23 protein-coding genes are annotated in these 24,143 nt (G+C 69.5%); 18 read left to right on the top strand and 5 right to left on the bottom strand.

What is annotated here, in order from left to right; genetic code table 11:
• Nucleotides 1–39: 39 nt before the first annotated feature.
• The gene (gene pcaC / locus OG562_RS35115) at nt 40–1,341 is read right to left on the bottom strand and encodes a 4-carboxymuconolactone decarboxylase (RefSeq protein ID WP_266405340.1); all 1,302 of its coding nucleotides are present in this window, start codon (nt 1,339–1,341) and stop codon (nt 40–42) included.
• Nucleotides 1,342–1,798: 457 nt separating this feature from the next.
• Nucleotides 1,799–3,004 carry a tyrosine-type recombinase/integrase gene (locus tag OG562_RS35110; RefSeq protein WP_266405339.1) on the bottom strand — a complete coding sequence of 402 codons (1,206 nt, stop codon included), beginning with the start codon at nt 3,002–3,004 and terminating at the stop codon, nt 1,799–1,801.
• Nucleotides 3,005–3,884: 880 nt separating this feature from the next.
• On the opposite strand from OG562_RS35110, the gene cutA reads away from it, so the two are divergent.
• A complete protein-coding gene (cutA, locus tag OG562_RS35105; RefSeq protein ID WP_266405338.1) occupies nt 3,885–4,205 on the top strand; it encodes a divalent-cation tolerance protein CutA in 321 nt (106 codons plus the stop codon).
• A gap of 74 nt (nt 4,206–4,279) precedes the next feature.
• Here the strand turns inward: cutA and OG562_RS35100 are convergent, their stop codons facing one another.
• A complete protein-coding gene (locus OG562_RS35100) occupies nt 4,280–5,521 on the bottom strand; it encodes a helix-turn-helix transcriptional regulator (RefSeq protein ID WP_266405337.1) in 1,242 nt (413 codons plus the stop codon).
• A 131-nt stretch (nt 5,522–5,652) separates the two neighbouring features.
• On the opposite strand from OG562_RS35100, the gene OG562_RS35095 reads away from it, so the two are divergent.
• On the top strand, nt 5,653–6,162 hold the full coding sequence (locus tag OG562_RS35095; protein WP_266405336.1) for an ATP-binding protein: 510 nt from the start codon (nt 5,653–5,655) through the stop codon (nt 6,160–6,162).
• 62 nt (nt 6,163–6,224) lie between these two features.
• On the opposite strand, the gene OG562_RS35090 is transcribed toward OG562_RS35095, so the two are convergent.
• A complete protein-coding gene (locus tag OG562_RS35090; RefSeq protein WP_175435692.1) occupies nt 6,225–6,725 on the bottom strand; it encodes an SAM-dependent methyltransferase in 501 nt (166 codons plus the stop codon).
• Nucleotides 6,726–6,797: 72 nt separating this feature from the next.
• On the bottom strand, nt 6,798–8,186 hold the full coding sequence (locus tag OG562_RS35085; RefSeq protein ID WP_266405333.1) for a Tat pathway signal protein: 1,389 nt from the start codon (nt 8,184–8,186) through the stop codon (nt 6,798–6,800).
• Nucleotides 8,187–8,375: 189 nt separating this feature from the next.
• Here OG562_RS35085 and OG562_RS35080 point away from each other — a divergent pair, with 189 nt between their 5' ends.
• From OG562_RS35080 to fxlM, 16 genes are all read left to right on the top strand, one after another.
• A complete protein-coding gene (locus OG562_RS35080) occupies nt 8,376–8,882 on the top strand; it encodes a DUF6415 family natural product biosynthesis protein (protein WP_266405332.1) in 507 nt (168 codons plus the stop codon).
• A 229-nt stretch (nt 8,883–9,111) separates the two neighbouring features.
• Nucleotides 9,112–11,013: a glycoside hydrolase family 15 protein gene (locus OG562_RS35075; RefSeq protein ID WP_266405331.1), complete on the top strand. Its 1,902-nt coding sequence runs from the start codon at nt 9,112–9,114 to the stop codon at nt 11,011–11,013.
• 25 nt (nt 11,014–11,038) lie between these two features.
• Nucleotides 11,039–12,553 carry a sensor histidine kinase KdpD gene (locus tag OG562_RS35070; protein WP_266405330.1) on the top strand — a complete coding sequence of 505 codons (1,515 nt, stop codon included), beginning with the start codon at nt 11,039–11,041 and terminating at the stop codon, nt 12,551–12,553.
• A gap of 72 nt (nt 12,554–12,625) precedes the next feature.
• Nucleotides 12,626–13,141, top strand: a complete 516-nt coding sequence (locus OG562_RS35065) for a roadblock/LC7 domain-containing protein (RefSeq protein ID WP_266405329.1) — start codon at nt 12,626–12,628, stop codon at nt 13,139–13,141.
• The gene (locus tag OG562_RS35060) at nt 13,138–13,545 is read left to right on the top strand and encodes a DUF742 domain-containing protein (RefSeq protein ID WP_057608332.1); all 408 of its coding nucleotides are present in this window, start codon (nt 13,138–13,140) and stop codon (nt 13,543–13,545) included. The genes OG562_RS35065 and OG562_RS35060 overlap by 4 nt, the downstream gene beginning before the upstream one ends.
• A complete protein-coding gene (locus OG562_RS35055; protein ID WP_266405328.1) occupies nt 13,517–14,188 on the top strand; it encodes an ATP/GTP-binding protein in 672 nt (223 codons plus the stop codon). The genes OG562_RS35060 and OG562_RS35055 overlap by 29 nt, the downstream gene beginning before the upstream one ends.
• The gene (locus OG562_RS35050) at nt 14,188–14,826 is read left to right on the top strand and encodes a GAF domain-containing protein (RefSeq protein WP_266405327.1); all 639 of its coding nucleotides are present in this window, start codon (nt 14,188–14,190) and stop codon (nt 14,824–14,826) included. The genes OG562_RS35055 and OG562_RS35050 overlap by 1 nt, the downstream gene beginning before the upstream one ends.
• A gap of 83 nt (nt 14,827–14,909) precedes the next feature.
• Entirely contained in the window at nt 14,910–16,163 is a 1,254-nt protein-coding gene (locus OG562_RS35045; RefSeq protein WP_266405326.1) for an acyl-CoA dehydrogenase family protein, read from the top strand.
• Between the two features lie 128 nt (nt 16,164–16,291).
• Complete coding sequence (locus OG562_RS35040; protein ID WP_266405325.1) at nt 16,292–16,786, top strand: LuxR C-terminal-related transcriptional regulator; 495 nt, start codon at nt 16,292–16,294, stop codon at nt 16,784–16,786.
• Nucleotides 16,783–17,433, top strand: coding sequence for a hypothetical protein (locus OG562_RS35035; RefSeq protein ID WP_266405324.1), 651 nt, complete (start codon nt 16,783–16,785; stop codon nt 17,431–17,433). The genes OG562_RS35040 and OG562_RS35035 overlap by 4 nt, the downstream gene beginning before the upstream one ends.
• A complete protein-coding gene (locus OG562_RS35030) occupies nt 17,430–18,002 on the top strand; it encodes a DUF6624 domain-containing protein (RefSeq protein ID WP_266405322.1) in 573 nt (190 codons plus the stop codon). Before OG562_RS35035 ends, OG562_RS35030 begins: the two co-directional genes overlap by 4 nt.
• Nucleotides 18,003–18,076: 74 nt before the next feature.
• On the top strand, nt 18,077–18,544 hold the full coding sequence (locus OG562_RS35025) for a DUF6082 family protein (RefSeq protein ID WP_266405320.1): 468 nt from the start codon (nt 18,077–18,079) through the stop codon (nt 18,542–18,544).
• A gap of 132 nt (nt 18,545–18,676) precedes the next feature.
• The gene (locus tag OG562_RS35020; RefSeq protein WP_057608338.1) at nt 18,677–18,865 is read left to right on the top strand and encodes an FxLD family lanthipeptide; all 189 of its coding nucleotides are present in this window, start codon (nt 18,677–18,679) and stop codon (nt 18,863–18,865) included.
• An 87-nt stretch (nt 18,866–18,952) separates the two neighbouring features.
• On the top strand, nt 18,953–20,992 hold the full coding sequence (locus tag OG562_RS35015; protein ID WP_266405317.1) for a lantibiotic dehydratase family protein: 2,040 nt from the start codon (nt 18,953–18,955) through the stop codon (nt 20,990–20,992).
• A gap of 2 nt (nt 20,993–20,994) precedes the next feature.
• Nucleotides 20,995–22,059 (top strand): lanthionine synthetase C family protein, encoded by a 1,065-nt coding sequence (locus OG562_RS35010; RefSeq protein WP_266405316.1) that lies wholly within the window; start codon nt 20,995–20,997, stop codon nt 22,057–22,059.
• 35 nt (nt 22,060–22,094) lie between these two features.
• Entirely contained in the window at nt 22,095–24,140 is a 2,046-nt protein-coding gene (gene fxlM, locus OG562_RS35005) for a methyltransferase, FxLD system (protein ID WP_266405314.1), read from the top strand.
• The last annotated feature ends 3 nt before the right edge of the window (nt 24,141–24,143 follow it).

Here is a 24,143-nt window from a genome sequence, read left to right as displayed (position 1 = left end):
GGACGGCTCAGCCGGGTGGTTTCGCTACCAGGCCGGCCCTCACTCCGTGGGAGTCGTCTCCTCCCGGATGATCTGCTGCGCCACCCGGAACGCGCTGTTCGCCGCCGGTACGCCGCAGTAGACGGCCGCCTGCAGCAGCACCTCCTTGATCTCGTCCGGGGTCAGACCGTTGCGCAGGGCGGCGCGGGTGTGGAAGGCGAGCTCGTCGAGGTGACCGCCGGCGACCAGCGCGGTGAGCGTGACACAGGAGCGGGAGCGCCGGTCGAGGCCGGGGCGGTCCCAGATCTCGCCCCAGGCGTAGCGGGTGATGAACTCCTGGAAGTCCCCCGAGAAGTCGTCGGCCTGCGACAGCGCCCGGTCCACGTGCGCGTCGCCGAGCACCTCGCGGCGCACCTTCAGCCCGGTGTCGTAGGGGTCGGGACGACCCATGACCTGCGGGGGCTCCAGGACGGGGGCGGGCGCGATCTCCGCGATGGCCACGGGCTGCGGGGGCGCGGCGAGGACCGCCCGGACGGGGATGCCCGGGACGGCCGTCTGCCCGGTGCCGGAGTCGACGGCGGGCTGCCAGGCGGTGGAGAAGTGCCGGACCAGCAGGTCGGTGACGGCCGCGGGCTGCTCCACCGGCACCAGGTGCGAGGCTCCGGGCACGACGGCGAGGCGGGCGTCCGGGATCCCGGCGACCAGCGTCCGCGCCTCGGCGGGGCCGGTGACCTGGTCGTCCGAGCCGACGAGGACCAGCGTCGGCACGCCGATCAGGCCGAGTTCGGCGCGCACGTCGAACGCGGCGAGCGCCTCGCAGGCCGCGATGTAGCAGCCGGGGTCGGTGGTGCGCACCATCTGCACCGCCCACTCGGTGATCGCGGGCTGCGCGGCCGCGAACCCGCTGGTGAACCAGCGGTCGGGCGAGGTGCGGGCGATGGGGTCGAGGCCGTTCGTCCGCACGATCACGCCCCGCTGGCGGAACTCGTCCGCGGTTCCGAACCGCGGGGAGGCGGCGATCAGCGCCAGCGAGGCGACGCGCTCGGGGCGGCGCAGGGCCAGCTCGACGCCGACCGCCCCGCCGAGGGCGCAGCCCGCGTAGCCGAAGCGCTGCACGCCGAGCCCGTCGAGGGTGGCGAGCAGCCGTTCGGCCAGGTCGGACACGGAGCCCACCGCGTAGGCGTGGGCTCCGCCGTGGCCGGGCAGGTCGAACCGGAAGACCCGCCACTGCTGGGCCAGCTCGGGGACCTGACGGTCCCACATGTGCCATGTGGTACCCAGGGAGGGACCCAGGATCAGGACAGGTGCGTCTTCTGGCCCGTCAAAGCGGTATTGCAGGGTGTTCGGTGGTGTCTCGCTCACCCGTCTGAGCCTCTCATCTGTCACGAGATGTCACATCGCCGGGGTGGACCTAGCGGGCCTTGCCCCGCTCCGGTCCTGCCAACGAGAACCCAGGTATACATTCTCCGGCATGTACTCGTGGCCGTGTCGGCAGTGGGCCCTCCGGGCGAGTGCCCTCCTTCAGTCGCTACGAGCGACGCTTTCCTCTTTGATCACGGCCTCCAGACGGTTCAGGAAGCAGCATCGAGTGTGGTGGCACGAACGAGGCTCGGCGTGATCCACCTGGAAACCTTCCGAAATCCCGCCCAACAGCAGCTTAAACACCACACGGTGAACGCTTGGTAGAAGGCTTGGCCGTAGCCGGATGCTCTCAGCTACAGCCACCGGTCCAAAACCAGCAAACGGTCTCCGAAGCCCCCTCGCCCCATTCCTGCAGGCCATACGGCGCGCAAGTCGCTCGGCTCATAGTCCGCGTGGCTCACTCTTGCCCCTCTGCCGCACCCCCGTGCAGGCCATCCCAAGTGGTGGCGGCTCCGCGAAGATCTTCTACATCCGGCTTGACGTACCACCGCTTGGTCGTCTTTACGTTCGTATGTCCGGCCCATCGCGCGAGGATGTGGTCCGGGACGCCGTTGTTGGCCAGGAAGGTGAAGCACGACGAGCGTGCGTCGTAGAGCCTGACGCGACGGAGCCCGAGAAGCTCCATAAGCCGGTACGCGCGTCGGCGGAGTTGCTTGATCGTGAAGGCGTCGCCCGTCTCATGCGCCAGCACGTAGCCCGACACCGTGTACGCCTCCCCCAGAGCGAGCCTCTCCTCGGCTTGGAGAGCCCGGAATGCCTTGAGGGCTCCCAGCACCAGCGCCGGCAGCGGCAGGTCCCGCTCACCCGCAAGAGACTTGGTGTCCTTCTCCACCACGTACCGGTTGCCCATCATCGTGCGCGTGTTGGCAATGACGATCGTGGCGTTCTCCAAGTCAACGTCTTCCCACCGGAGGCCGCAGACTTCAGCTGGACGAAGCCCCATCAGCGAAAGAAGAAGCGCAGCATAGAGACGCTCACCCCTAATTCCATGGATGAATTTCTGAACCTCCTGGACGTTCCAGGGCGGCACCTCCTCTTTAGTCTTCCGTTCATCCTTGCGCGCTCTCCGGGGAATGGTCACGTGCGCAGCGACATTGACGTACACCAACCGCCGGGTAACGGCTCTCCCCAGCGCTTCCTTCAGCCGAGCGAGGCTCATATCCACACTCGTGACACTGAGTGGCGTCCCGGCCCTTTTACCACGCACGCGGCCATGCGCCAGCGCCCAGTCCCTCCAATCTTCCACGTGCTCTTCAGTAAGGTCCTGGAGACGGATATTGCCGAGCCTCCCCCGAACTCGGTCCAGGGTAATCCCGTAGTTGTAGATGGTGGTTTCTTCGAGATCCTCCGCTTTCATGGCCAGCCATCGGTCGAGCCACTCATTCACGGTGATCTTGTTGGGCGGCACAAGCGACCCATCATGCCGCCGGTTAGTTATGTTCGCGTACTCAGCCCTAGCTTCCTTCAACGAGTCGAAGGTGCGCCTCAACTGCTTACGCTTACCAGTATCGGGGTCGATTCCTGCGTCGACAACAAACCGGTATCGAACCTTCCCCTTCGAGTTCGGTGGAAGTTTCTTGATGGGATCGGACAGAGTACTCACTCTCCTTGAGGTGTGGAAACTGCACGCGGGCGGAGGGGCCGCTGCGCTTCAGCGAAGGGTGCCGCGGGTATCACCGCTGCGGTAGCCGATGCTCCTCCTCTCCCTCCCCGGGGGTTTGGGGAGCGCTGCCTTCTTCTGTGTCCGCTACGGCTCCATTGCCAAGTACAGCCAAATGCGGACCTGCTCAATGGTCGCGACGATCGCCGGTTTGGCTAACCGGCAATCTTGGTCTATGTTGCGCTCGCGCTCCGAAAAGAGGCTCGCCCCGACTGCCAGCCTCGACGCCAATCGATCCGCCCCCGTATGTGGATCCGGCATGAACGGTCCACCGTGTATCGCACAAAGAGTAAGCGGACAGGGGCGGTCGGCCGGACTGATCGGAGGACGCGCATCGGCGGAAATGCTCCTCATCGGATCTCCAGGCGGGTCGCTTACCGGCCTCGCACTTCCGAGGTGTTGTACGTTGACATACACCCGGAGAGGGTTCCAGTCCTTCGAGCCCCTTTCTCGTCTGCCATGGGCGAAATGCCGAGTCAGCCTGAGGACACGGAAAGAATTCGCCCTATCGGCCGACCTCGTCCGGGCCGCCGCTCGCTCTCCGCTAGGCACCCGCCGACGCGCTGTCGCCCTCGGAAGTCAGGGGCTCGCCGGCCTGCCTTGCGGTCAGTACGAAGCCCAACGGACGACACAACACCCCGGTGAGGTCACGCACCTATGCGGTCCACGCGTTCAGGTCGCCAAGCGTTTGAATGGCCTGCTGCCTGTCTCAGTGGTCCAGGTCGCTGGTTGAGTCCCGCCCGCCTTCACCGGTAGCTACCGACTTCGATGCGCGCTGGACGGCTGGGTAGGGTCGCGGTACCCGAGCTGGAGAGGTAGTCGCATGGCCAACGAGATTGTGATCGCGCAGACGACCAGCGACAACGAGGATCAGGCGAAGGCGCTGGCCCGTGGCGCGGTCCAGAGCAAGCTGGCAGCAGGCGTTCACATTGATGCGCCGATCACAGCTTTCTACTGGTGGAAGGGGAAGGTCGAGACGGCGCAGGAGTGGCGGATCTCGTATGTGACTACGACGGACCGTCTCCCGGCACTGGAGGCGTGGCTGCACGAGAAGCACTCGTACGACGTTCCCCAGTGGATCACGCTGCCCGTGACCGGAGGGTCGGAGGCATACCTGTCTTGGGTTGTCGAGGAGACGGCATAGGTTCTGCGGAGCGCCGGGCCGGCCGTACGACGGCGTTCGCGTCCTGGGCTTACCCGCCAACCGCGTGTGGGGACTCAGGAAGCGAACTGCCGTAGATAGCTGCCGAGCTCCTGCTCACGGTCTGGGAGCGACGCTGCGATAGTCGATGCGCGCTCCTTGCCCATCGTGTTGGGTTTGGCCTGTGCTGCTGCGGCGAACTGGCGTGACACGTAGACCCCTTGGTCGACGTCACCTCCACGCAGCAGGGCCGAAGCGAGATCACCGAGGACCACGACGCCTCCGTCCGGGAGTTCGTCTCCGAGGCGGTCGACTGCGGTGTCTGCTGCAGCGGTGAGTTCGGGACGCCCCAACTGCCCGTATACAGAGAGGGCCAGCGAGTCCATGCGGTACGGGGTCACGAACCGGACCCACGCCTGCTCGTTGGTGTGATCCGCGAAGTCGTAGGCGAAGCGCGCTCGCTCCAACGCCCGGAGCGCCCCCATCTCGTCGCCGGCCGCCGCAGCCTCCTCGGCGTGCCTGCCGAGGACCCAAGCGGCAGCAGTAGCGTTGCCGTGGCCTCGCACATCGCTGGCCGCCTGGGAAAGGAACTCCAACTTCGCCTTCGGCGTCGAGGCGCCGTAGCTGCTGTAGGTCAGGGCCAGGGCTCGGAGCGGAGGGTGCCCGGCGGTCGTCGCGCACTGCGACGTGACCTTGTAGTAGGCGTCGGCTTTGTCGTGCTCACCCAGGTCCCAGGCAACCCAACCGGCCAGGGCGGCGGTTTCTCCGGCGGCGATAGTGAGAGCCCGCTCGTGCTCGCCGGCACGAGGCAGAGCCGCGGTGATCGCGTCAAGATGCGACTCGACCGTGCTTTGTAGCCGCCGGGCGCTGAGATCGAGTTCCTGGACGTGTAGTTCAGCGGCCCGATCGATGAGCGCGACGGCGGAGGGCGAATCGATCTTGGACCCATTGCTGAGGGCGAAGGCGAGGCGCCCCCAGGGCTCGGCAGCCGCGCTCACGCCGACAGCGGCGCCACCCAGCAGCGTGCGACGCTTCACGGCGTCCTGGTCCTCCTCTGCATTGGCATGCCCCTTTCTCTTCCGAGCGCGGGCAGCCTTGGCCTCCCGCTGTAGCTCCTCGAAGGGCACACCGCAGGCCGCCGCGATGTGGGCGATTGTGTGATTGGTAGGGACGTTCTCGAAGTTCTCATAGCGGCTGATCTCTCGGCGGGTCATGGTGTCCCGGCCGGAGACAGCGTTGATCGCGTCTGCCTGCTCCTCCTGCGTCCTGCCCGCCTCCTGCCGGAGCCGGAGGAGCAGGTCGGCGAACGGATCTGGCATGAGTGTGACCTCTGTTGGTGGGCGGAATCCAATCATGGCCTCAATTCCCCCTCCGCCTTTCCCCCTTGACAGATATTTCCCCCTCTGGATTCCCCTGGCCGACGGCGTCGCCACGCGGTGCGATAGCCCCCATGACCAGGCTCCAAGAGGAGACCCCGCCGCGCGGGGGCATCCGTAGCTTTGCCGACGTGGCAGGCATGTCATGCGCGAGGTCGGTTCACGAAGACCGGCACAGCACATCGGCGATGGCAGGCATACCGGCGGCATCCCATGGCTGTCAGGCGGCCTTTCTCCCTGATCTCGCGAAAGTTGGGGAGATGCGGCAGACAGCCGGGGCGTTCCTGCGGCGGTGCCGTGTTTCGGAGCCGGTGGCGGGGGTCGTCGTACTGGCCGTCTCGGAGCTGGTCACCAACGCCGTGATTCACGGTGAGGGAGAAGTGGTGCTCCGGATCACGGTGGCCGTCGACGTGGTGCGCGTCTCGGTCACCGATCACCATCCGGCCCCAGCTGTACTCAAGGAAGCCGGACCCGACGGTGAATCCGGTCGAGGGATCCGGCTTGTCGATGCGATCTCAGACGCGTGGGAGAGCAGCGGCGAGGAGACGTGGTGTGAGTTCCGGTATGCGAGGGCTGCGGGTTGAGCCAGACTGCCAAATGGTTCCCGGCCATGCGGTTGACGAGTCGGGCAGCTCAGTCACTTCCCCTACAGGGGACGCTCGGAGGGCCGTTCGCTTGCCTTCGCCCAGTAGTTCGGTTCAAGCATCTCGCCAGGCCATGCGGGCTGACGGATCGGGCCCTGAGGCCCCATCTGTTCGAAGTACGGTGCCAGGTCGATCACGGGCGTCCCGTCGACGGCGTCGAGATCGGTGACCAGGAGGTCCCTGCCTTCGACCTTGAGCAACCGCGGGTAACTGACCGCCAGTTGGTTGGGGCGCCGGTGGTTGCGGTGGACGAACGTACCGGTCGCCGGCCAGTTCTGGTTTCCCCTTGGACTGCGTGCGTGGAGCTGAACGTCTTCGGGTCGGGCCAGATGGAAGCGCCAGGTCACGGTCAGGTGGGAGAACTCCTCGATTCCTTGCAGCGTTTCGAGGGGATACGCGTCGTCGAGCCGGATGATCGATTCGACCCCGCCTTGGTAGTCGTCCTGTACGCGGGTGTGGCCGCCGACGACCGTTGCGATCGACTTGACCTCGTAGGTCGGCATCAGCGCTCGTTCCTCTCCCTGGGCGTAGCGTGCGCGGCGGCCTCCGGTCAGCGCCGCGAAACCGTTCTGTGGTCAGCCTATGGCGCGCAACATGCCTCGCGCGCGACGGTCCAGTTCGGCGACGTAGCGACCACCGCGCTGCCGGACGGGCGAGATGTCGCTCTGCATGCGGACGATGACGTCGCGGGCTCGCCCGGACTGGATACCGGCCATGGCGTCGAGTGCTTCGTTCCAGGTTGCGCATGCCTCGTCGAGGCGTCCCTGCTGGACTTGGACAGCGCCGAGGTAGCCGAGCGTCACGCTGTGGGTACGGGCGAACTGCTGGCGTCGGCGCGTGGCCACGCTGCGCTTGAAGTGGATCTCCGCATCCCGAGGCTGGCCCATGTCACGCAGAGCGCAGGCCGTCTCGTGTGCGAGGGAGGCTTCCTGGAAAAAGCCGACGCGGGCCGGTGCCTCGGTGGCGTCGGCGCGGGCGAGGTCCCGTTCCGCGCGGCTAATGGCCGCGAGGGTGCCGGCCCGGTCGCCATCGGATGCGAGGGCGCGTGCATGGACGATCGCCAGCAGCGCCTTTTCACGAGGGCTGGCCTGGCCGTAGCGGTCGCGGGACATCGAGGCGTCTGCCAGGTCCAGCGCCCGGCGTGGATGCCCGAGGTCCACGGCCTGGTGGGCGAGGGCGCGCAGGACATGACCACCGAGCGGTCCGTCTCCAGCTTCCGCCGCGATGCGGGCGGCAATGGTGAGGTAGCGCTGGGCAGTGCGGTGTTCACTGGCGTCGAAGGCCATCCAACCGGCGAGGTAAGTCATCTCCGCCACGGCGGAGTACGTGTCGCGGCGGAGCTGATCTGTACGGAATCGGCCGCCAAGCAGCGGTACCGCACCGTCGAGCAGGTGGCTGGCGAGGGCCTTGCGGCCGGAAGCGCCGCCTCGCTGCTGGTCGCGCGCGGAGTAGTAAACCGTGAGATCGCGGACGTCGTCGATGTCCGCCTGGGTCACCGAGCGCGAGGATGCCGGTCGGCGGTTCGCCGCTGCAGCGGGGGCGGCTGCCCACCACGAGGTAGTGGGCAGGGCAAGGCCAGCCGCGGAGTAGGCGGCGGTGGCCAGCAGCTTACGTCGGTGCATATCGAGATCGTCGCTTCCCAGCTCGGCCAGTGCGGTCAGAGGGTCGACGCTCCAGTCGGATCCGGTGTCGGTCGTGCCTGTCGGCGCTTCTTCCAGCCCGAGGTCGGCCAGGGAGAGGCGGCGGCCGAGTCTGCGGGACAGCGTCTCGCGCAGGATATGCGGCGCTCTGCCACTGGGCTTTGTGCCCTGGACCCACATGGCGATGTGCGAGCGGGAGATCGCGTCAAGTTCGCGCACTCCGCTCTCCGCGGCCACGCGGGTCACCGCGGCGGCTGCTTGTGGCTGGGACCAGCCTGCTTCGCGCAGAAGTGCGGCGAGGACGACGTTGCGTTCACGGGCCATGGACTGCCCCTCGGTTCCGAAATGATCTTTGACGCCTTTGACGGCCCTGCGGGCGGTGTGGGCATACCGCTCGGCCGTGATTCACGGTTCGCTCAACGTAGCGACCAGATCACTCACTTCGCACGTCAGTCGTCGGTGCCACTTGGTGACTTGGGCTCACTTTGGCTTAATCCGAACAGGAGTTGTGTCATGCGCCTTTCGCTGGACCATCGCCGAGGCGACAGCCAGATCGGAGGCGGGCGCGGGCGGCGAGAGTCCGCCACCGTGGTGCTGGCGCCAGAGCGCGATCACGTGGTTGCCGCGTCGGAGACGGCAACGCTCGTGCTGGGCGAGGATTCGCCGCTGCCCGAGAACGCTGCCGATGTAGAGGACCTCGTTCGACTTCTGCGCGGTCACGTCGCTCAGTTGGGAGCACGGACCGACCTGGGCAGCCCTGTCCTGGTGCGGGCGCAACGGCTCTGCTCCGAAAGCATTCCCGAGGGCTACGTGCCGAGCCGGGTGTACCTGGTCAAGCTTGCCGAAGCCACCCAGGAGCTAATGGCAGACGTGGAACGGGGCGGTCCCGGGCCGATCCGATCGAAGCGCGGGCGACGCGGGCGGCGTTGGCGGAAGCCGCAGATCAACCTGATGCGCGGGGCGGTCTTCGCCGTCGCCCTGGCCTGTCTCGTCTTCGCCGCTTCGGTACCGCGGACATGACGGTGACCGGGGCCGTCGTCATCGGGCTGGTCCTCGGGCCGATGGCCTGGCTGGTTCTTCGCGGCGAGCGCGCGGCCAGCCCTGCAGGGGCCGACGAGGACTTGCCGCCGCCCCGAAACGCCCCTTCCTCACTCCGGTAACCACCGGCCTCTCCTCTTCCCACCGTTCCCGGCCGCTGCGGCGGTCCCGATACCGCCCCGAACCTGCGGGGCTCACGGAGATCCACACGATGAAACGGCTTCCGCGCATCGAGCAGTACGGGTTGATCGGCGACATGCAGACCAGTGCCCACGTCTGCGATGACGGTTCGATCGACTGGCTGTGCCTGCCCCGGTTCGACTCGCCGGCCGTCTTCACCGGCTTGCTCGGCACGCAGAAACACGGCACCTGGCGGATCGCTCCGGCCGCTCCTGCCGACCGTTCCCGCTCCGAAGCAGTCGCCCAGCGCCGGTACCGCGGTGACTCGCTCGTCCTCGAATCGGTATGGCGCACCCAGGCCGGTTCCGTCCGTGTCCTGGACTTCATGCCACAGCGCGACGGGGCACCGCAGGTGATCCGCATCGTCGAGGGCCTGACCGGTGAGGTCTCCATGATCTCGGCCATGCGTCCACGGCCGGGGTACGGCAGCGTCAGCCCGTGGATTCACGAGGTCGGTGGGCGCATGGTCGCGGAGGCCGGCGCAGACGCTCTGTGGCTCGACACCTGCGTCCCGCAGGTGGAGAAGGACGGCGTCATGGTCAGTGCCTTCTCCGTCGCCGCCGGGCAGAGCGTGGCGTTCGTCCTCAGCTGGTGCCCGTCCCACGCAGCGGCGCCCGACGTTCCCGACCCCGAGGCCGCGCTGACCGAGACACTCACGTTCTGGCAGGACTGGACACGAGACTGCACCTACGAGGGGCCATATCGCGAGGCCGTGGTTCGATCCTTGATCGCGCTGAAGGCGATGACGTACGAGCCGAGCGGTGGGATCGTCGCGGCGCCGACCACGTCGCTGCCAGAGGAGATCGGCGGAAACCGGAACTGGGACTATCGCTTCACTTGGTTGCGGGACGCCTCCACGACGCTGGCCGCGCTCCTGGGGACCGGGTACCGGCAGGAGGCGCAGGCATGGCGGCAATGGCTCTTGCGCGCCGTGGCCGGTGATCCGGAAAACCTGCAAATCATGTACGGGATCACCGGAGAGCGTGACCTGCGGGAACGGGAGCTGTCCTGGCTGCCCGGCTACGAGGGCTCGACCCCGGTACGGGTCGGCAATGGGGCGGCGGACCAACTGCAGCTCGACGTGTACGGCGAGGTCATCGAGACCCTGTACCTCGCACACGAGAGCGGTGTCGCCCACTGTGCCGACACCGCCGTGCTGCACCATCGACTCATCGAGCACCTGGCACAGCGCTGGCAGGAGCCCGACGAGGGCATCTGGGAGATCCGCGGAGCACGCCGGCACTTTGTCCACTCCAAGGTGATGGCCTGGGTGGCGGTCGACCGCACCATCCGCCTGACCGAGGCCGGTGCCCTCCACATCGATGTAGCCCCGTTGGTCGAGCTGCGGGCAACCATCTACCACGAGGTCTGCACCAAGGGCTTCGATCCGGTGCGCAACACCTTCACCCAGTCCTACGGTTCCCAAGAGCTGGATGCCGCCACGCTGCTGATCCCCCGCGTCGGCTTCCTGCCGCCCGACGACCCTCGCGTCATCGGCACCGTGGACGCAGTGCGCCGTGAACTCTCCTCGCCGGACGGGTTCGTGCGCCGTTACCCGACCATCGGTGACCGTACCGGGGTGGACGGCCTGAAGGGCGATGAGGGCACCTTCGTCCTCTGCTCCTTCTGGCTCGTCGATGCCCTGGCCCTGATCGGCCGCCTCAACGAGGCCCACGCCCTGTTCGAACGCCTCCTCGCTCTGCGCAACGACCTCGGGCTCCTTGCCGAGGAGTACGACCCCGTCCAACAGCGCCAGCTCGGCAACTTTCCGCAGGCGTTCAGCCACATGGGCCTGATCCAGAGCGCCCGGCTCCTTCAGCTCCTGTCGACGCAGTCCTCACACCACCGCGGCGCGGTCGCGGTTCCGACGCCCCGTTCGGCCCCACGCAGCACACGCCAGATCCGCGCAGACCTGACGCCGCAACACGCTTAGTCACCCCCACCTGACGAGGATTCCCATGCCTGACAGCGCCTTCCCGGCACGGCCGGCCGCTACCGGCCACCGCAGACGGCGGCCTCCGATCGACGCGTTCACGCTGCATCGTGTCCGCCGCGCCGTGGCATTGCCCCTGGTGCTGCTAGCCGCGCTGCTGGGTGCCGCCTTCCCCCTCTGGTCGGTGTCCGCCGTAGGCCCCGGGTGGCTCCTGGCCGGCCTGGTCTGCGGACTGGCCGGGGTCGCCACGGCGGCGGCTCGCGGAGCGCGCATGGCGGCAGGTGCCGTGCAGGCGACCGCGGAGGAGGACTGGGCAGCGGCACTGGCAGCGGTTGCGGGGGCAGCGGCGGCCGTCGAGAAGTCGGTGCAGTGGTCGGCGGATGAGCTGTGCCGCGGGGGACGCCCGCCGCTGCCGGACCTGCAGGCGCCAACGTCGGCCAGTCCGAACGCCGAGATCAACACGGCGTTGAGTGCCCTCCAGGTGCAGGCCATCGCGTCGCTGATACGGGTGCACGACGAGTCCCAGTCCGTCGTCCTCCTGGAAGTGCTGCGCCGTCTGGCCATGCGCGAGCACGCACTGGTCGGCAAGGCGCTTCAGGCACTGAGCGAGCTGGAGATGCTGACCGACGACCCGGAGCTACTGGCCAAGATCTTCGAGATCGATCACCTCGTGACACGGATGCGTCGCCAGGTCGAGAGCACTGCGGTGCTGGGCGGCCAGTCCCTGCGCAGCGTGCGCCGGCCCGTTCCCGTCGCGACGGCACTGCGCGGCGCCGTCTCCGAGGTCGTGCAGTATCCACGTGTGTCCGTCGCCGCCGGGTCCGTGGGCGCCGAGCTAGGTCTTCCCGGCCATGTGGGCCCGGACCTGACGCACCTGCTGGCCGAGCTGATCGAGAACGCCTGCGAGTGCTCCGATCCCGCGACGAAGGTGATGGTGCGTGCGCAGCGCGTGGCGAACGGGCTGGCGGTCGAAGTCGAGGACCGGGCTATTCCCATGCATCCGCAGACGCGGGCGCAGATGAATCACCTGCTCAAAGCCCCCGACGAAGTCGACGTCAGCGGCCAAGTCCGGGCCGGCCAACTCGGATTGCTGGTCGCCGCGAAGATCGCCCAGTCGCACGGGCTGTCCGTTCTCCTGCAGGAGAACGTAACAGGAGGGACCACCGCCCTCGTCGTCATCCCGGCACGGCTCCTGGTAGCGATTCCCTCTGTCGACGATGCGACCGCGCGGCACCAGGAAGCCCGCCCATCCGCTCCGCCGCAGCAGGTCGCCGCGGCTCCAGCCGTCCCGACGGCAGGCCAGGTCACACACCCCGGCAATGTGGGGGCACCAGGAGCCGTAGAGGCAGGTCACTCTGCTGATGCGCCCGCTCTTCCCACGCGTAGACGTCAGGCCGGCTCGTTCCGTCCATCGCGCGAGCGGGAGCAAGCCCCCGTGACCGGGGCGACGCCAGGGCTCGCAGCCGCCTTCCGCAACGGCATCCAGGCCGGCGGGAGAGCCGGTTCTTCCGCCGCTTCGACAGAGCAGCCCGCGCCCTGAGCCCCCGTCCCTCGACGTTCCCGGTGGCCCGTTACATCCACGGGCGCCCTTCCCCCTTCTGGAGCGATCCCTATGAGCACCCACCCCGCGATGGACAACGTGACCGGCGACGCGCTCGTAACCGAGACAACTGCAAGCGGACAGCGGGACAACATGGCCTGGCTGCTGCGTCAGTTCGCCTCCGACGTCCCGGGCGTCACGCACGCCGTCCTGCTGTCGCGCGACGGACTGCGGCTGCTGGACAGCGACGTCGACAAGGACTGGGCGGACGAACTGTCGGCCGCCCTCAGCGGAGTTGCCTCCCTCGCGGCGAACATCACCGGCCCCAGCCACAAGAAGAGGCCGGCCCGGCAGGTCATCATCGAGCGCGACGACTGCCTCTTCTTTGTTCAGAGCGCCGGACGCAGCGCGGCCTTCGACAACCACCCCGGCAACGAACGCGGTGAGGTGGACACGATTCTCGCCGTCATCGCAACCACGGACGCCGATGCGGGCACCGTCGGATTCGAGATGGGGCGCCTCGTCCAGAAGTTCGCCCCCTACATGCTGATCCCGGTCCGCGTCGGCACGGGCGGAGAGGTCCGGTGAGCACACACGGCCGCGCGACCGAGGAGTCGATGTTCGTGCGGACCTACACCCTGACGCGCGGGCGGACCAGGCCGCGGCACCTGCTCGGTCTGGAAACCGTGCTGGAAGCAGGACGGGGAAGGCCCGGCCCGGCCCAGGCCGAGGAATGCGAGGAGATCCTCGCCCTGTGCCGGGAGCGCCGACGATCGGTGGTCGAACTGGCGGGACGACTTGGCCGGCCCGTCACCGCCGTCAAGATCCTCGTCTCGGACCTCCTGGACGCCGACGCCTTGGTCGTCCCCCTCACCCACCCCTATGCCGATACAGGCGCGGAATCCGGTCCGTCTACCCAACTGCTGGCAGCCCTTTCAGCGGGCTTGAAGAGGAAGTGGCCTGATGCCATCGCCTACCCCCAGGCCGGATGACCCGGGCGCGGTGCTGCGTACTTCGCCGCACCCGCGCGCCGGCGCCGCGCCGACCGTGCTGAAGGTCGTGATCGCCGGGGGCTTCGGCGCGGGCAAGACCACCGCCGTAGGCGCCGTCAGCGAGATCGCGCCGCTGAGCACGGAGGAGTACCTGACCGAGGCGAGCGCTGACGTGGACAGCCTGGCGGGCATCGAGGCGAAGCAGACCACCACGGTCGCCTTCGACTTCGGCCGCCTCAGCCTGCCCGACGCGCCCGTACCCCTGGAACTGTTCCTGTTCGGCACGCCCGGCCAGGACCGGTTCGTCGACCTCTGGTACGACCTCTCCCGCGGCGCCGTCGGGGCGGTCGTCCTGGTCGACACCCGCCGTCTGGAGAGCAGCTTCACTCCCATCAGCTTCTTCGAAGACATCAGCCTGCCCTTCGTCGTCGCCATCAACCAGTTCGACGGAGCGCACCGTTACCAGCCCGAGCAGGTCCGCACTGCCCTCGAACTCCCTGCCTCCGTACCGGTGATCACCTGTGACGCCCGCGACCCGAACCACGTCGCCGGCGTCCTGCTGACCCTCGTCGGCCACGCCGTGAAGAACGCCTCCGCGAGCCGCGTTCACCACACGCCCACTACCAACCTCCAGGACGCCTGATGTCACATCACCCCAACCCCTACCTCGCATCGCCGACCGCCCCACCCGCACTGTCCCTGCCGCGACGCGGCACGCGGGACGCCGACCGCGGGCTGATCACCCCGCCCGCCACCGCCGTCACCGGGCCACAGACCCAGCAGGCACCGGAGCTGGCGCAGCGGTACGAGCTACTCAACCGCCTGGGCGTGCCTACCGTGGCGAGCGAGGACTTGGACGACCTGGCCCGCGACATGGCCGCCAAGGCCGGGTTCCTGTACGGGTTCGTCAATCTCTTCCTGGAGGAGCAGACCTTCGTCGGGCTGCACCAGCCGCCGGCGGACAGCGGGTACTTCATCGTCGGCCGCACCATGAGCCGCGACCACGGCTGGTGCCCGGACGTCATGGCCCGCAAGAAGGCTCTCCCGCTGCACGACGTGCACGCCAGTCCGCGCTTCAGCGGCAACCACGTGGTCGACGCCGTCGGGATCCGCTCCTACTTCGGCGCCCCGCTCGTCCATGACAGCGGCACCGTGCTGGGCACGGTGTGCGTCATCGACCCCGAGAAGCGCCCCCTGAGCGAGGCCCAACGGCTCAGGGACATCGTCATCAACGCCGGTGCCCAGGTGATGGACCACATGGTCCGCGCCCCCGTCCGCTAGGCCGTTCCACCACCCCCACCCGGGAGCCGTAGTCGATCCCCGGCCGCTCCACGTTGCGACCTTCGCCCAGGGAGAGGGAGACCATGTCCGCCACACCCACTACACCGCCACCGGCGCTGCGCCCCTACCTCACCGCCCGCCACGAAGTGCTGTGGGACGAGGCGGACGCCTTCGCGGCCGAGCACATCGCGTCGCGCGTCGCGCGTATGGAGGCCGCTCCGGGCAGGGTGGAGCGCAAGGTCGCCGACCTGATGGCCGCACGGGACTGGTTCGCCGTCACCATCCCGGCCTCCTTCGGTGGGCTGGGTGCCGGACATGTGGCCAAGACCATCCTGGTCCACCGCATCGCGCGGATCTCGGCGGCTGCCGCAGCCATCCTGCAGGCCACCCTGATCCCCGTCGGCGCCCTGCTGCACTTCGCCACCTACGAGCAGAAGGGCCGCTGGCTGCCCCGTGTCGCGGACGGTTCCCTGCTGCTATCGATCGCCGTGACCGAACCACAGGCCGGCGGACACATCGGTGGCATCGAAACCACAGCCGAACGCGCCGGCAGCGAGTGGGTGATCACCGGCCGCAAGGTCCATATCGGCAATAGTCACCTCGCCGGTGCCCACCTCGTCGTCGCCCGCACCGCCGAAGCGGGCGTGAGCACCTCCCAGGCGCTGACCGCGTTCATGGTCGAATCAAGCCGCCGCGGGCTCTCGGTCCCCGAGCACCGCCCCGGCCTTGGTCTGCACGGCTTCTCCGCCGGCCGACTCGACCTCGATCACGTCCGTGTTCCCGAGGACAACGTGGTCGGAGAGATCGGCCAGGGGCTGAGCGTGGCCCAGAGCAGCAGCATTCTGTACGGCCGTCCCAACCTGGCCGCCGTGAGCCTCGGCATTCACGAAGCGGTCGTGGCCGCCACTACTGCTCGTCTCAAGACCCGTCCTCGCTATCGGGCCAGCCTGTCCGACCTGCCCGTACTGCGGGACCGCATCGGTGGCATGGAGGCCCGCCTGCGCGCCGGCCGGATACTCGCCTACCAGTCCGTGCACCTTCTCGACCAGGGCCTGCCCTGCGACGCCGACCTGATCAACGCCAAGTACCTCGGCCACCAGTGGGCCGCGCAGTCGGCCCAGGACGCCATGGAACTGCACGGCGCCCACGCCTTCGACCGCGACTACGTCCTCCAGCGCTTGTGGCGCGACATCCAGCACACCTACCCGCCCGCCGGCACCGGCGAGGTCCAGCGCATACGCCTAGCCGACGCCGCTTTCGACGAGGACCACATCCAGTGGTCCGAACGCCTCGCCGCCGAAGCCGCCTGGGCACGCCCCGACCCGACCGCCGCATGAGCCCCCGTACGCGGCACCCCGTGAATCCCGACCGCCGCGCACGGGCCGGTGCCGCCGGTCCCCGTCCCCCGCGGGGACCGGCGGCACCCACCCCGGTGACCGTCCGTTCCAGCCGAGAAAGAGACACCGTGACCCCGCCCGTGACGACCAGCGCACCGATCACCCCTCTGACGCCGACGCTGCAGCGCGTCGCCCAACACCTCGCGAACGGCTGTGCATCCCAAGAGATCGCCGCGAAGACAGGGCTCTCGGCGGTCACCGTCCGCCAGTACATCCGCGACATCCGCGCGAGCCTCCACTGCCCGCCCCGCTGCAAGCCCCCCGTCATCGTGCACCGCCTGTTCACCACCCAGCAGGTGGCCTCTCCCCCGGCGGACAGGCCAGCTCCGAAGCTCAGCCCCGAGCAGCTGCTGCTGTTGCGAGCCGTCGCTGAGCACAGCGATACGCGCGACATCGCCGTCGCCGCCAAGCTCGCCCCGGCCGACCAGCGCGCCGCGCTCGACCAGCTCCTCGCCGACACGGGCGCACAGGACACCACCGAACTGGTGGTCCTGGCGCACGGCTGGCAGCTGCTGCCGGCCGAGCAGGGAGCCCACGCGACGCGAAACGGGGCAAGCCAGTGACCCGGCCTACGACCTCAGCGGCCAGTGAGTACCGCTCCGCCTCCGTCCCCTTCACGCAGACGCCGCCGACCGCCATCTACGAGATGCGCATGCTGCGCACGGCGGCCGAGCGCGAGGAAGCTGCGGCCCTCGTCCAGGACCGCCAGCGCTGGCTCACAATGCACGGCCTGCCCGTACCCGCCCGCGCCGACATCCCGGCACTCTTCCGCGAGGCGCAGACCATGTCCGCCGGACTGTACGAGGACGGAAAGCTGCTGGCCTGCATGATCCCCGTGCGTGACCCCGACCTCGGATGGGGCCAGGGTCCGTGCCTCTTCCTCCAAAGCGTCCACACCCTGCCCGGCCAGTCCGATGACATCACCCGCCTGATCACCCTGTGGGCGTCCGACTTCGCCGCCCGACTCGACCTCCAAGTCGTACGGGCCGAGACGCTGGCCCGCCACACTCTCGAAGCCGAACCCCTCGCTGCCCTCCTGCGTCGGCTCACCGACAACGGCTGGGACGTGTGCGGATCCGGCCCCGGACGCGACGGCGATCGAGTCGCCCGCCTCGAACTCCCCGCCGAGCACCGCGCCGGGCTCCGCGCGCTGATCAGCTGCCAGGTCCACGCGCCTCAGCCGGCTCCGGATGATCGGAGCAACGCGTGACAACTGACGAACCGCAGCGGCCCGACCTCGCCCGCGAGCTGATCGCCCGCGCCACGGAATCGGCCACGCACCGGGCCAAGCGCGTGCGCGACCAGCTCGACGCCGTCCAACTCGGACAGGGCCGGCACACCGACCACGTCAACACCAAGGTGCTGCGCCGCATCCTGGCCGACCACGACTGGCCCGGCCACCGCCTCGTCGGCCCCGACGCGGCCCGTGCCGCGTGGAGCATCGCCCTGCACAGCGACGACGAACCCGACTTCCAGCGCGCCGCCACCACCCTGCTGGGACGTGCGGTCCAGACCGGCGACGCGCTGGTCCAGCACTGGGCGCACCTGCACGACCGCGCCCTCATCACCAGCGGGCGCGACCAGGAGTACGGAACCCAGCTCCTGCTGTGCGCCGACGGCATCGAGTTGTGCCCGCTGCGCGCGCCGGAGTCAGTCGACGCACGCAGGGCCACCGTGGGTCTGCCGCCGATCGCTGTCGCTCTGAAGGCGGTGCGCCGCCGGTACGCCGCGCGTGGCTCTGCCGATGAAGCCTCGACCGTCCTCGCGGGGGCCGCGTGAAGCAGCGGAATCCCAGCTTCTCCACCAGTCGGCCTTCCGGCCGCAACTCCGCTCTGCGAAAGGATCGTTGACAGATGAAGCTCACTACAGCCGTCCTCGCTGCCGGTGCTGCCGTCTCCCTCACCACCGCCGTGGTCGGAGCCGTCCGGCTCAGGCAGGACGCGCGGCACCAGGCCGAGCGCAACGAGGCGGTCGTCGCCCGCAACCAGTTCGACTGGCTGGCGCAGATGTCCACCAATGCCGACCTCGCCAAACTCTGGGCGCCCGAGGACATGGACGTCGAGGAGTACATGCAGCTGCTCCATGCCAACCAGCAGATCTGCACCCTCAGCCTGCGCGACCGCTTGGGCTTCGTCCGCGACGGACAATTGCCCTTCTACGCCTCGGTGCTCATGAACAGCGACGTCTGCCGGCGCTACTGGGCCCGTTTCGGAGACCTCCGCGCCCAGGAGGCCGAGGGCGACGAACGCGCCGAGCACTTCACCAAGGTCCTGAACCAGGCCGCGAAGGCCCACCAGGAAGCGCAGCCCGTAGCAGCCTGACGGCACAGGTCCCATCGACTCCCAGACGTCCTGGACCAGGCGACGCCTTCGCCTGCCACCGTCTGGCACCAAGCTCCGGGCCCCGACCGGGTCCCGGGATCCCGCACCACCCATCGCCACTAGGAGGCAAGCATGACCGCCGTGCAGACGGAGAGGCCGACCGCCCCCGTGCAGTCGGACCTGGCAACCACCGACGAGACCGACCCGTTCGGACTCGACATCACCTTCATCGAGGGCACGCCGGCGACCGAGACGGTCCTGATGTGCAGCACGGGCGACACCTGCGGCAGCTCCTGCCCCAGCGCCTGCACCACCTCGTAAGCCGGGACACCCCGGCAACGCGGGCCGGACGGGGCTCTCCCCGTCCGGCCCGCCCCGCCCACCACGCAGAAGATGAGGAGAGCCCTGATGACACGGCACCGGCCCAGCCTGTACGAGGCCGCGGGGCAGGCCATGCTGCGCGCCGCGGTGCACACGACCGAGCCCGCCATGCCGCCCTGGCCGGTGGCCAAAGCGCCCGTGGACGAGTGGCGCGCGTGGCTGAGCACGGTGTGGTCCGACACCGACTTCCGCCGGGCCGTGTCGCAGGCGAGCCCTCACCTGGCGGACCAAGTCCAGGCCATCATCGATGGCCGCACACCGAAGGTGCGCCGGATGCGCCGGGCGGCGCTGGCCACCGCCCGCTACGCGATCCGCTACGCCCGCCGCTCCACCCCCTACGGCCTGTTCGCCGGCGTCGCCCCGCTCGGCTTCGCCCAGGCCACGTCCGTGCGCTTCGGTGAGAAGCACCAGGCGGTCACCCGCCCCGACCCGGTGGGGCTCGAAGAGATACTCAGTGCCTGGGAGAGCGACGCTGCGCGCATGGCCGACGCCGAGGTCTGCGTCAACACCCTGATCCGACAGCACGACCAGCACATCCATGTACCGTCCGAAGGCGATGCCGAGTTCCGTCTCGCCCTCAGCCCCGCGCTGCGTCTCGTACTCGACCTCGCGCGATCGCCGATCACGTACCGTCAGTTGTCCGACAAACTGGCCGCGGAGTTCCCCGCCGTGAGCGACACGGCGCGCGACCGGCTGCTGGGTGAACTGCTTCGGGTGCGGCTGCTGCGTTCCTCCCTGCGCGCCCCCGCCACCATCGCCAACCCCACCGACGTCTTACCGCCTGCAACGCACACCCAGGCAGCCGGCCTGCGGACAGCGTGCGACCTGCGGCTGGACGCCGACGTGCGGCTGCCCAAGCAGGTGCTGACCGAATCGGAGACCGCGGCCACCGTCCTGGCCCGCCTGGTTACCCATCCGAACGGGACACCGACCTGGCGCCGGTGGATCGAGCAGTTCTCCGAGCGCTACGGCGAGAACACCGCGGTGCCAGTGGAAGCGGTGACTGACCCCGACCGGGGCGTGGGCTTCCCGGCAGGGTTTGTCACAGCGAGCGAACCGCCCCGGCCGATGTCCCGGCGCGACCGCCTGCTGCTGGAGCTGGCCGGCACCGCAGCCGCCGAAGGCAGCCGCACCGTCGCGCTGACCGAGGCGATGATCGAGGAACTGGAAGCAGCGGCCGGCGACAAGCCCCAGGCCCTGGCACCCCACCTCGAACTGGCCGCGCAGGTCCACGCCTCCTCTCTTCCGGCCCTGGACCGAGGCGACTTCCGGCTGCACGTTCTGACCGTCTCCCGCTCAGCCGGATCGATGACCGGTCGGTTCTGGCACCTCCTGCCCGGCACCGAGACGGCGTACGCGAACCTGCCCACCGTCGATCCGGAGGCGGAACTCGCGCAGCTCTCCTTCCACGCCGGGCGGGTGCCGGCCGACCTGCTCACCCGCGCACCACAGGCCCTGCCCCGGATCGTCAGCGTCGGCGAATTCCGCCGTCCCGAACCGCACGTGCTCTTCCCACGCGACCTGGCGGTCACCGTCGCGGACGGCCGCCCCCAGCTGGTGGAGTCCGCGACGGGCAAGCCGCTGGAGCTGCTGGCCCCCACCGCCATCAACTTCCTGTGGAACAACTACACCCCGCCGATGGCCCGCTTCCTCGGCGAGATCAGCCGGGCAGCGTCCCCGCAGGTGACCTGGTTCGACTGGGGCGCCGCCTGGACCCTGCCCTTCACCCCGGCCCTCACCTACCGTCGCACCATCCTCACCACCAGCCGGTGGAAGATCCGCAGCCGTACGCTGCCTGCCCGCACCGCCCCACTCCAGCAGTGGGCAGACCAACTCCATGCCTGGCGTGCCCGGTTCCGCGTGCCGGATCGGGTCCTGCTCGCCGAGGACGACCAGCAACTGCCCCTCGACCTCGCCCGCGACGTCGACCTGGACCTCCTGCGCGCGCACCTGGACGCCAGCCCCCTCGGCATCGCCACCCTGCACGACGCGCCCCTGCCGGACGCCGACGGGTGGATCGGCGGCCGGGCCCACAGCATCGTCGTCCCCCTGGCCAGGCGCTCATGACCATGACGACCGTGCCCCGTACGCAGGACCTGTCCGAGGGCGCCCTGGGGATGGCCCTGCTCGACATCGAGCGCCGTGACCTGGCCACCGCCCGCCGCCACCTCGCCCAGGCCACCGTCCGGGGCGTCAGCACCGGCAGCAACGCCAGCCTCTTCCACGGCGCACCCGCCCTGGAGTTCGTCCTGGACCGCGCCCACGGGGCCGCAAACGACGTCCGCGCGGCCGTCGACCGCGTCGTGGACGCCCGGCTCGCCGCCGCCCACCGCCGGCAGGCGGCCGGCGCGCTGCCCCACCTCGCCGAATGGGACCTCATCCGCGGCATGACCGGGCTCGCCGCACTGCTGCTGTCCCGCCGCCCGATCGCGCCCCGGCTGCCCGACGTGCTCGCTTGCCTCGTCGCGCTCGCACACCCCGCCCGCAGTGACGGCAGGATCCTGCCCGGGTGGTGGTCGCCGGTCGGCCCCGACGGGAAGGACATGGCAGGCGGGCACGGCAACAACGGCATGGCCCACGGCATAGCGGGGCCCCTGGCCGTGCTCTCCCTCGCCCTGCGCGCCGGAGTCAGCGTCCCCGGCCAGGAGGAGGCCGTCGGCACGTTCGCGACCTGGCTCGACCGGCACGGCGACCACTACTGGTCCACCGCAGCCCACATGGACGTCGACCAGCCGCCCGCAGCGGAGCCAGCCCGCCAGTCCTGGTGCTACGGCCAGCCCGGCATCGCCCGCGCCCAGCAGCTCGCCGCGCTTGTCCTCGGCGACCCTGTACGGCGCCAAGCGGCCGAGGACACCGTCGAGGCGATCCTGACCGACCCGCTGCGGCTCGCCCGGATCACCGACTCGACGCTCTGCCACGGCTGGGCCGGGCTGCTGACTCTCACCCGCGCGGTCGCCGCCGACAGCACCAGCCCCGAGCGCTTCACCCCGATCATCCATGAACTGCACCGACGGCTGGCCGCCGACTGGGAGCACCTGCCCAAACCCGGATTCATGGAAGGCCGCGCCGGGGCCCAACTTGCCCTGAAGGCCACCGACGCCACCGGTTGGACCCGCGTCCTCCTGCTCACCTGACCCCACCCCGCCGTCTCGCAAGGAGTTCCCTCCTCATGACCCTCGACGAAGAGAACCTGCCCGTCCCCCCGGACACGTCCTGGTGGCACGCCTCCGTGGCCTTTCCCGACCCGCACGCGGACGCCGCCCGGGCCCTTGCGACCGCGCTGGCCGGGCGCCGCTTCCACTTCCTGCGCAAGGACGCCGGCGTGCGCCTGCGTACCGAACAGCCCGTCGCCGACTTGCTGGACCAGCTCGTCGCCGGCCGCGTGATCACCGGCTGGGTGGGCGGGATCTACGAGCCCGAGACGCACGCCTTCGGCGGCCCCGAGGGCATGGAGGTCGCGCACGACGTGTTCTGCGCCGACAGCCCGGCCGCGCTCGCCGAGACCGGCACCCCCGGCGCCCGCGAGCGCAGCGTGATGCTGCTGTCCGTCATGATCCGCGCGGCGGGACTGGACCCTTTCGAAGCCGGAGACGTATGGGCCCGGTTGGCCGCCCTGCGGCCCCCCGTCACCCCGCCCCAGGGGCCCGCACTGGACAGAGCCGTCTCCGCGATGCGGCGGCTGATGAACGCGGACGCGGCCCTGCGCCCAGACGCGGAAGCGGGCTGGGTCGAGCGCGTCGCCGAGTTCGAGGACGCTGGCCGCCGCCTGCGCCGGCTCGCCGCCGACGGTCGACTGATACGCGGAATCCGGGCCGTCATCGCCCATCACGCGATCTTCGCGTTCAACCGTGCGGGCGTGCCTGCCGAGACACAGGCCGCCACCGCGTGGCTCGGCCGTCACGTCGCTTTCTCCACCGGAGAAGGAGCTGACGTGTCTACCCCCAAGTCCGCCTCAGCGGACCCTAGCCTCCCTCGAATGGAGACCACCGTGACACCCGTAACCGACCCCAACCAACTGCGCGAAGCCCTCGCCCAGCGGCTCGTCGACAGCGGCCACCTGCGCAGCAAGGCGGCCGTCGACGCCTTCCGCACCACCGACCGGCACGCCTTCCTGCCCGGCGTCGACCTGGAGAGCGCGTACAAGGAGGACGCCGTCCCGATCAAGCACGACGAGCACGCGGAGATGATCTCCTGCATCTCCGCGCCGTCCATCGTCGCCACCCAGCTCGAACAGCTCGGCGCCCAGCCCGGTCACAAGGTCCTGGAGGCTGGAGCCGCCACCGGCTACAACGCCGCCCTTCTCGGCAAGATCGTCTCCCCCGGCGGGCAGGTGTGGACCCTCGACGTCGACCAGGACCTCGTCTCCGGCGCGAGCAAGCACCTCGCCGAGGCCGGCGTCGACAACGCCACCGCGGTGATGGCCGACGGCGCGGCCGGGCTGCCCGAGCACGCCCCCTACGACCGGATCATCTTCACCGTCGGCGCCGGCGACGTACCCGTGAAGATCCTCGACCAGCTCGCCCCCGGCGGACGCCTGGTCCTGCCGATGCGCATCCGCGGCAGCATCTCCCGATCCTTCGCCTTCGAACGCGACGGCGACACGTGGAAGACCGTCTCCTGCGAGATGGCGACCTTCATCCCGCTGCGCAAGGGCGTCTGCGACGACGTGTACGCCCTCGTACCGATGGCAGGCGAGGGCAACGTGCGCCTGGAGACGTTCAGCGAGCAGGACGTCGACCGCGACGCGCTGCGCTCCGTCCTCGACCAGCAGCAGACCAAGCTCTACACCGGGGTGAAGTTCCGGCAGGGCTCAGCCTGGGAGTGGCTGTACCTGTACCTGGCCTGCGTGCTGCCCAACGGCCTGTCCCGCCTGCCGGGCCAACGCCCCGGGTTCACCCCGCACTTCGGCTGGGGCTCCATGGCCGCCCTCGACGGCGGATCGCTCGCGTACCTGACCATCCGCGAGGGCGAGGACGAGCAGGGCCGGTACTGGGAAGTCGGCGTGATCGGCCACGGCGAGAGCGGCGCCGACCTCGCCGAGCGCGTCGCGAGCGAGATTCGCGCCTGGGACGCGACCGGCGGCAACGACGCCCCCGAGCCGGGCTTCCGGATGGCCGTCGCGGACTCGCGTGACCGGCTGACGGCGGACGACGCCTGCTTCGTCGTCGACAAGCCCTACAGCCGACTCGTCGTCGACTGGGCGCGCAAGGGCTGAGCC

It is taken from the genome of Streptomyces sp. NBC_01275 (assembly GCF_026340655.1).
Taxonomy (GTDB): domain Bacteria; phylum Actinomycetota; class Actinomycetes; order Streptomycetales; family Streptomycetaceae; genus Streptomyces.
Note: the sequence above shows the minus strand (reverse complement) of the source record. Positions and strands in the feature narration are given on the sequence as shown.

Coding starts and splice junctions, on each gene's coding strand:
- OG562_RS35100 (WP_266405337.1), bottom strand. CDS start 5,521: ATGCCAGATCCGTTCGCCGACCTGCTCCTCCGGCTCCGGCAGGAGGCG.
- OG562_RS35085 (WP_266405333.1), bottom strand. CDS start 8,186: ATGGCCCGTGAACGCAACGTCGTCCTCGCCGCACTTCTGCGCGAAGCA.
- OG562_RS35080 (WP_266405332.1), top strand. CDS start 8,376: ATGCGCCTTTCGCTGGACCATCGCCGAGGCGACAGCCAGATCGGAGGC.
- OG562_RS35095 (WP_266405336.1), top strand. CDS start 5,653: ATGACCAGGCTCCAAGAGGAGACCCCGCCGCGCGGGGGCATCCGTAGC.
- OG562_RS35045 (WP_266405326.1), top strand. CDS start 14,910: ATGTCCGCCACACCCACTACACCGCCACCGGCGCTGCGCCCCTACCTC.
- OG562_RS35075 (WP_266405331.1), top strand. CDS start 9,112: ATGAAACGGCTTCCGCGCATCGAGCAGTACGGGTTGATCGGCGACATG.
- OG562_RS35070 (WP_266405330.1), top strand. CDS start 11,039: ATGCCTGACAGCGCCTTCCCGGCACGGCCGGCCGCTACCGGCCACCGC.
- OG562_RS35065 (WP_266405329.1), top strand. CDS start 12,626: ATGAGCACCCACCCCGCGATGGACAACGTGACCGGCGACGCGCTCGTA.
- fxlM (WP_266405314.1), top strand. CDS start 22,095: ATGACCCTCGACGAAGAGAACCTGCCCGTCCCCCCGGACACGTCCTGG.
- OG562_RS35010 (WP_266405316.1), top strand. CDS start 20,995: ATGACGACCGTGCCCCGTACGCAGGACCTGTCCGAGGGCGCCCTGGGG.
- OG562_RS35025 (WP_266405320.1), top strand. CDS start 18,077: ATGAAGCTCACTACAGCCGTCCTCGCTGCCGGTGCTGCCGTCTCCCTC.
- OG562_RS35050 (WP_266405327.1), top strand. CDS start 14,188: ATGTCACATCACCCCAACCCCTACCTCGCATCGCCGACCGCCCCACCC.
- cutA (WP_266405338.1), top strand. CDS start 3,885: ATGGCCAACGAGATTGTGATCGCGCAGACGACCAGCGACAACGAGGAT.
- OG562_RS35090 (WP_175435692.1), bottom strand. CDS start 6,725: ATGCCGACCTACGAGGTCAAGTCGATCGCAACGGTCGTCGGCGGCCAC.
- OG562_RS35015 (WP_266405317.1), top strand. CDS start 18,953: ATGACACGGCACCGGCCCAGCCTGTACGAGGCCGCGGGGCAGGCCATG.
- OG562_RS35020 (WP_057608338.1), top strand. CDS start 18,677: ATGACCGCCGTGCAGACGGAGAGGCCGACCGCCCCCGTGCAGTCGGAC.
- OG562_RS35055 (WP_266405328.1), top strand. CDS start 13,517: ATGCCATCGCCTACCCCCAGGCCGGATGACCCGGGCGCGGTGCTGCGT.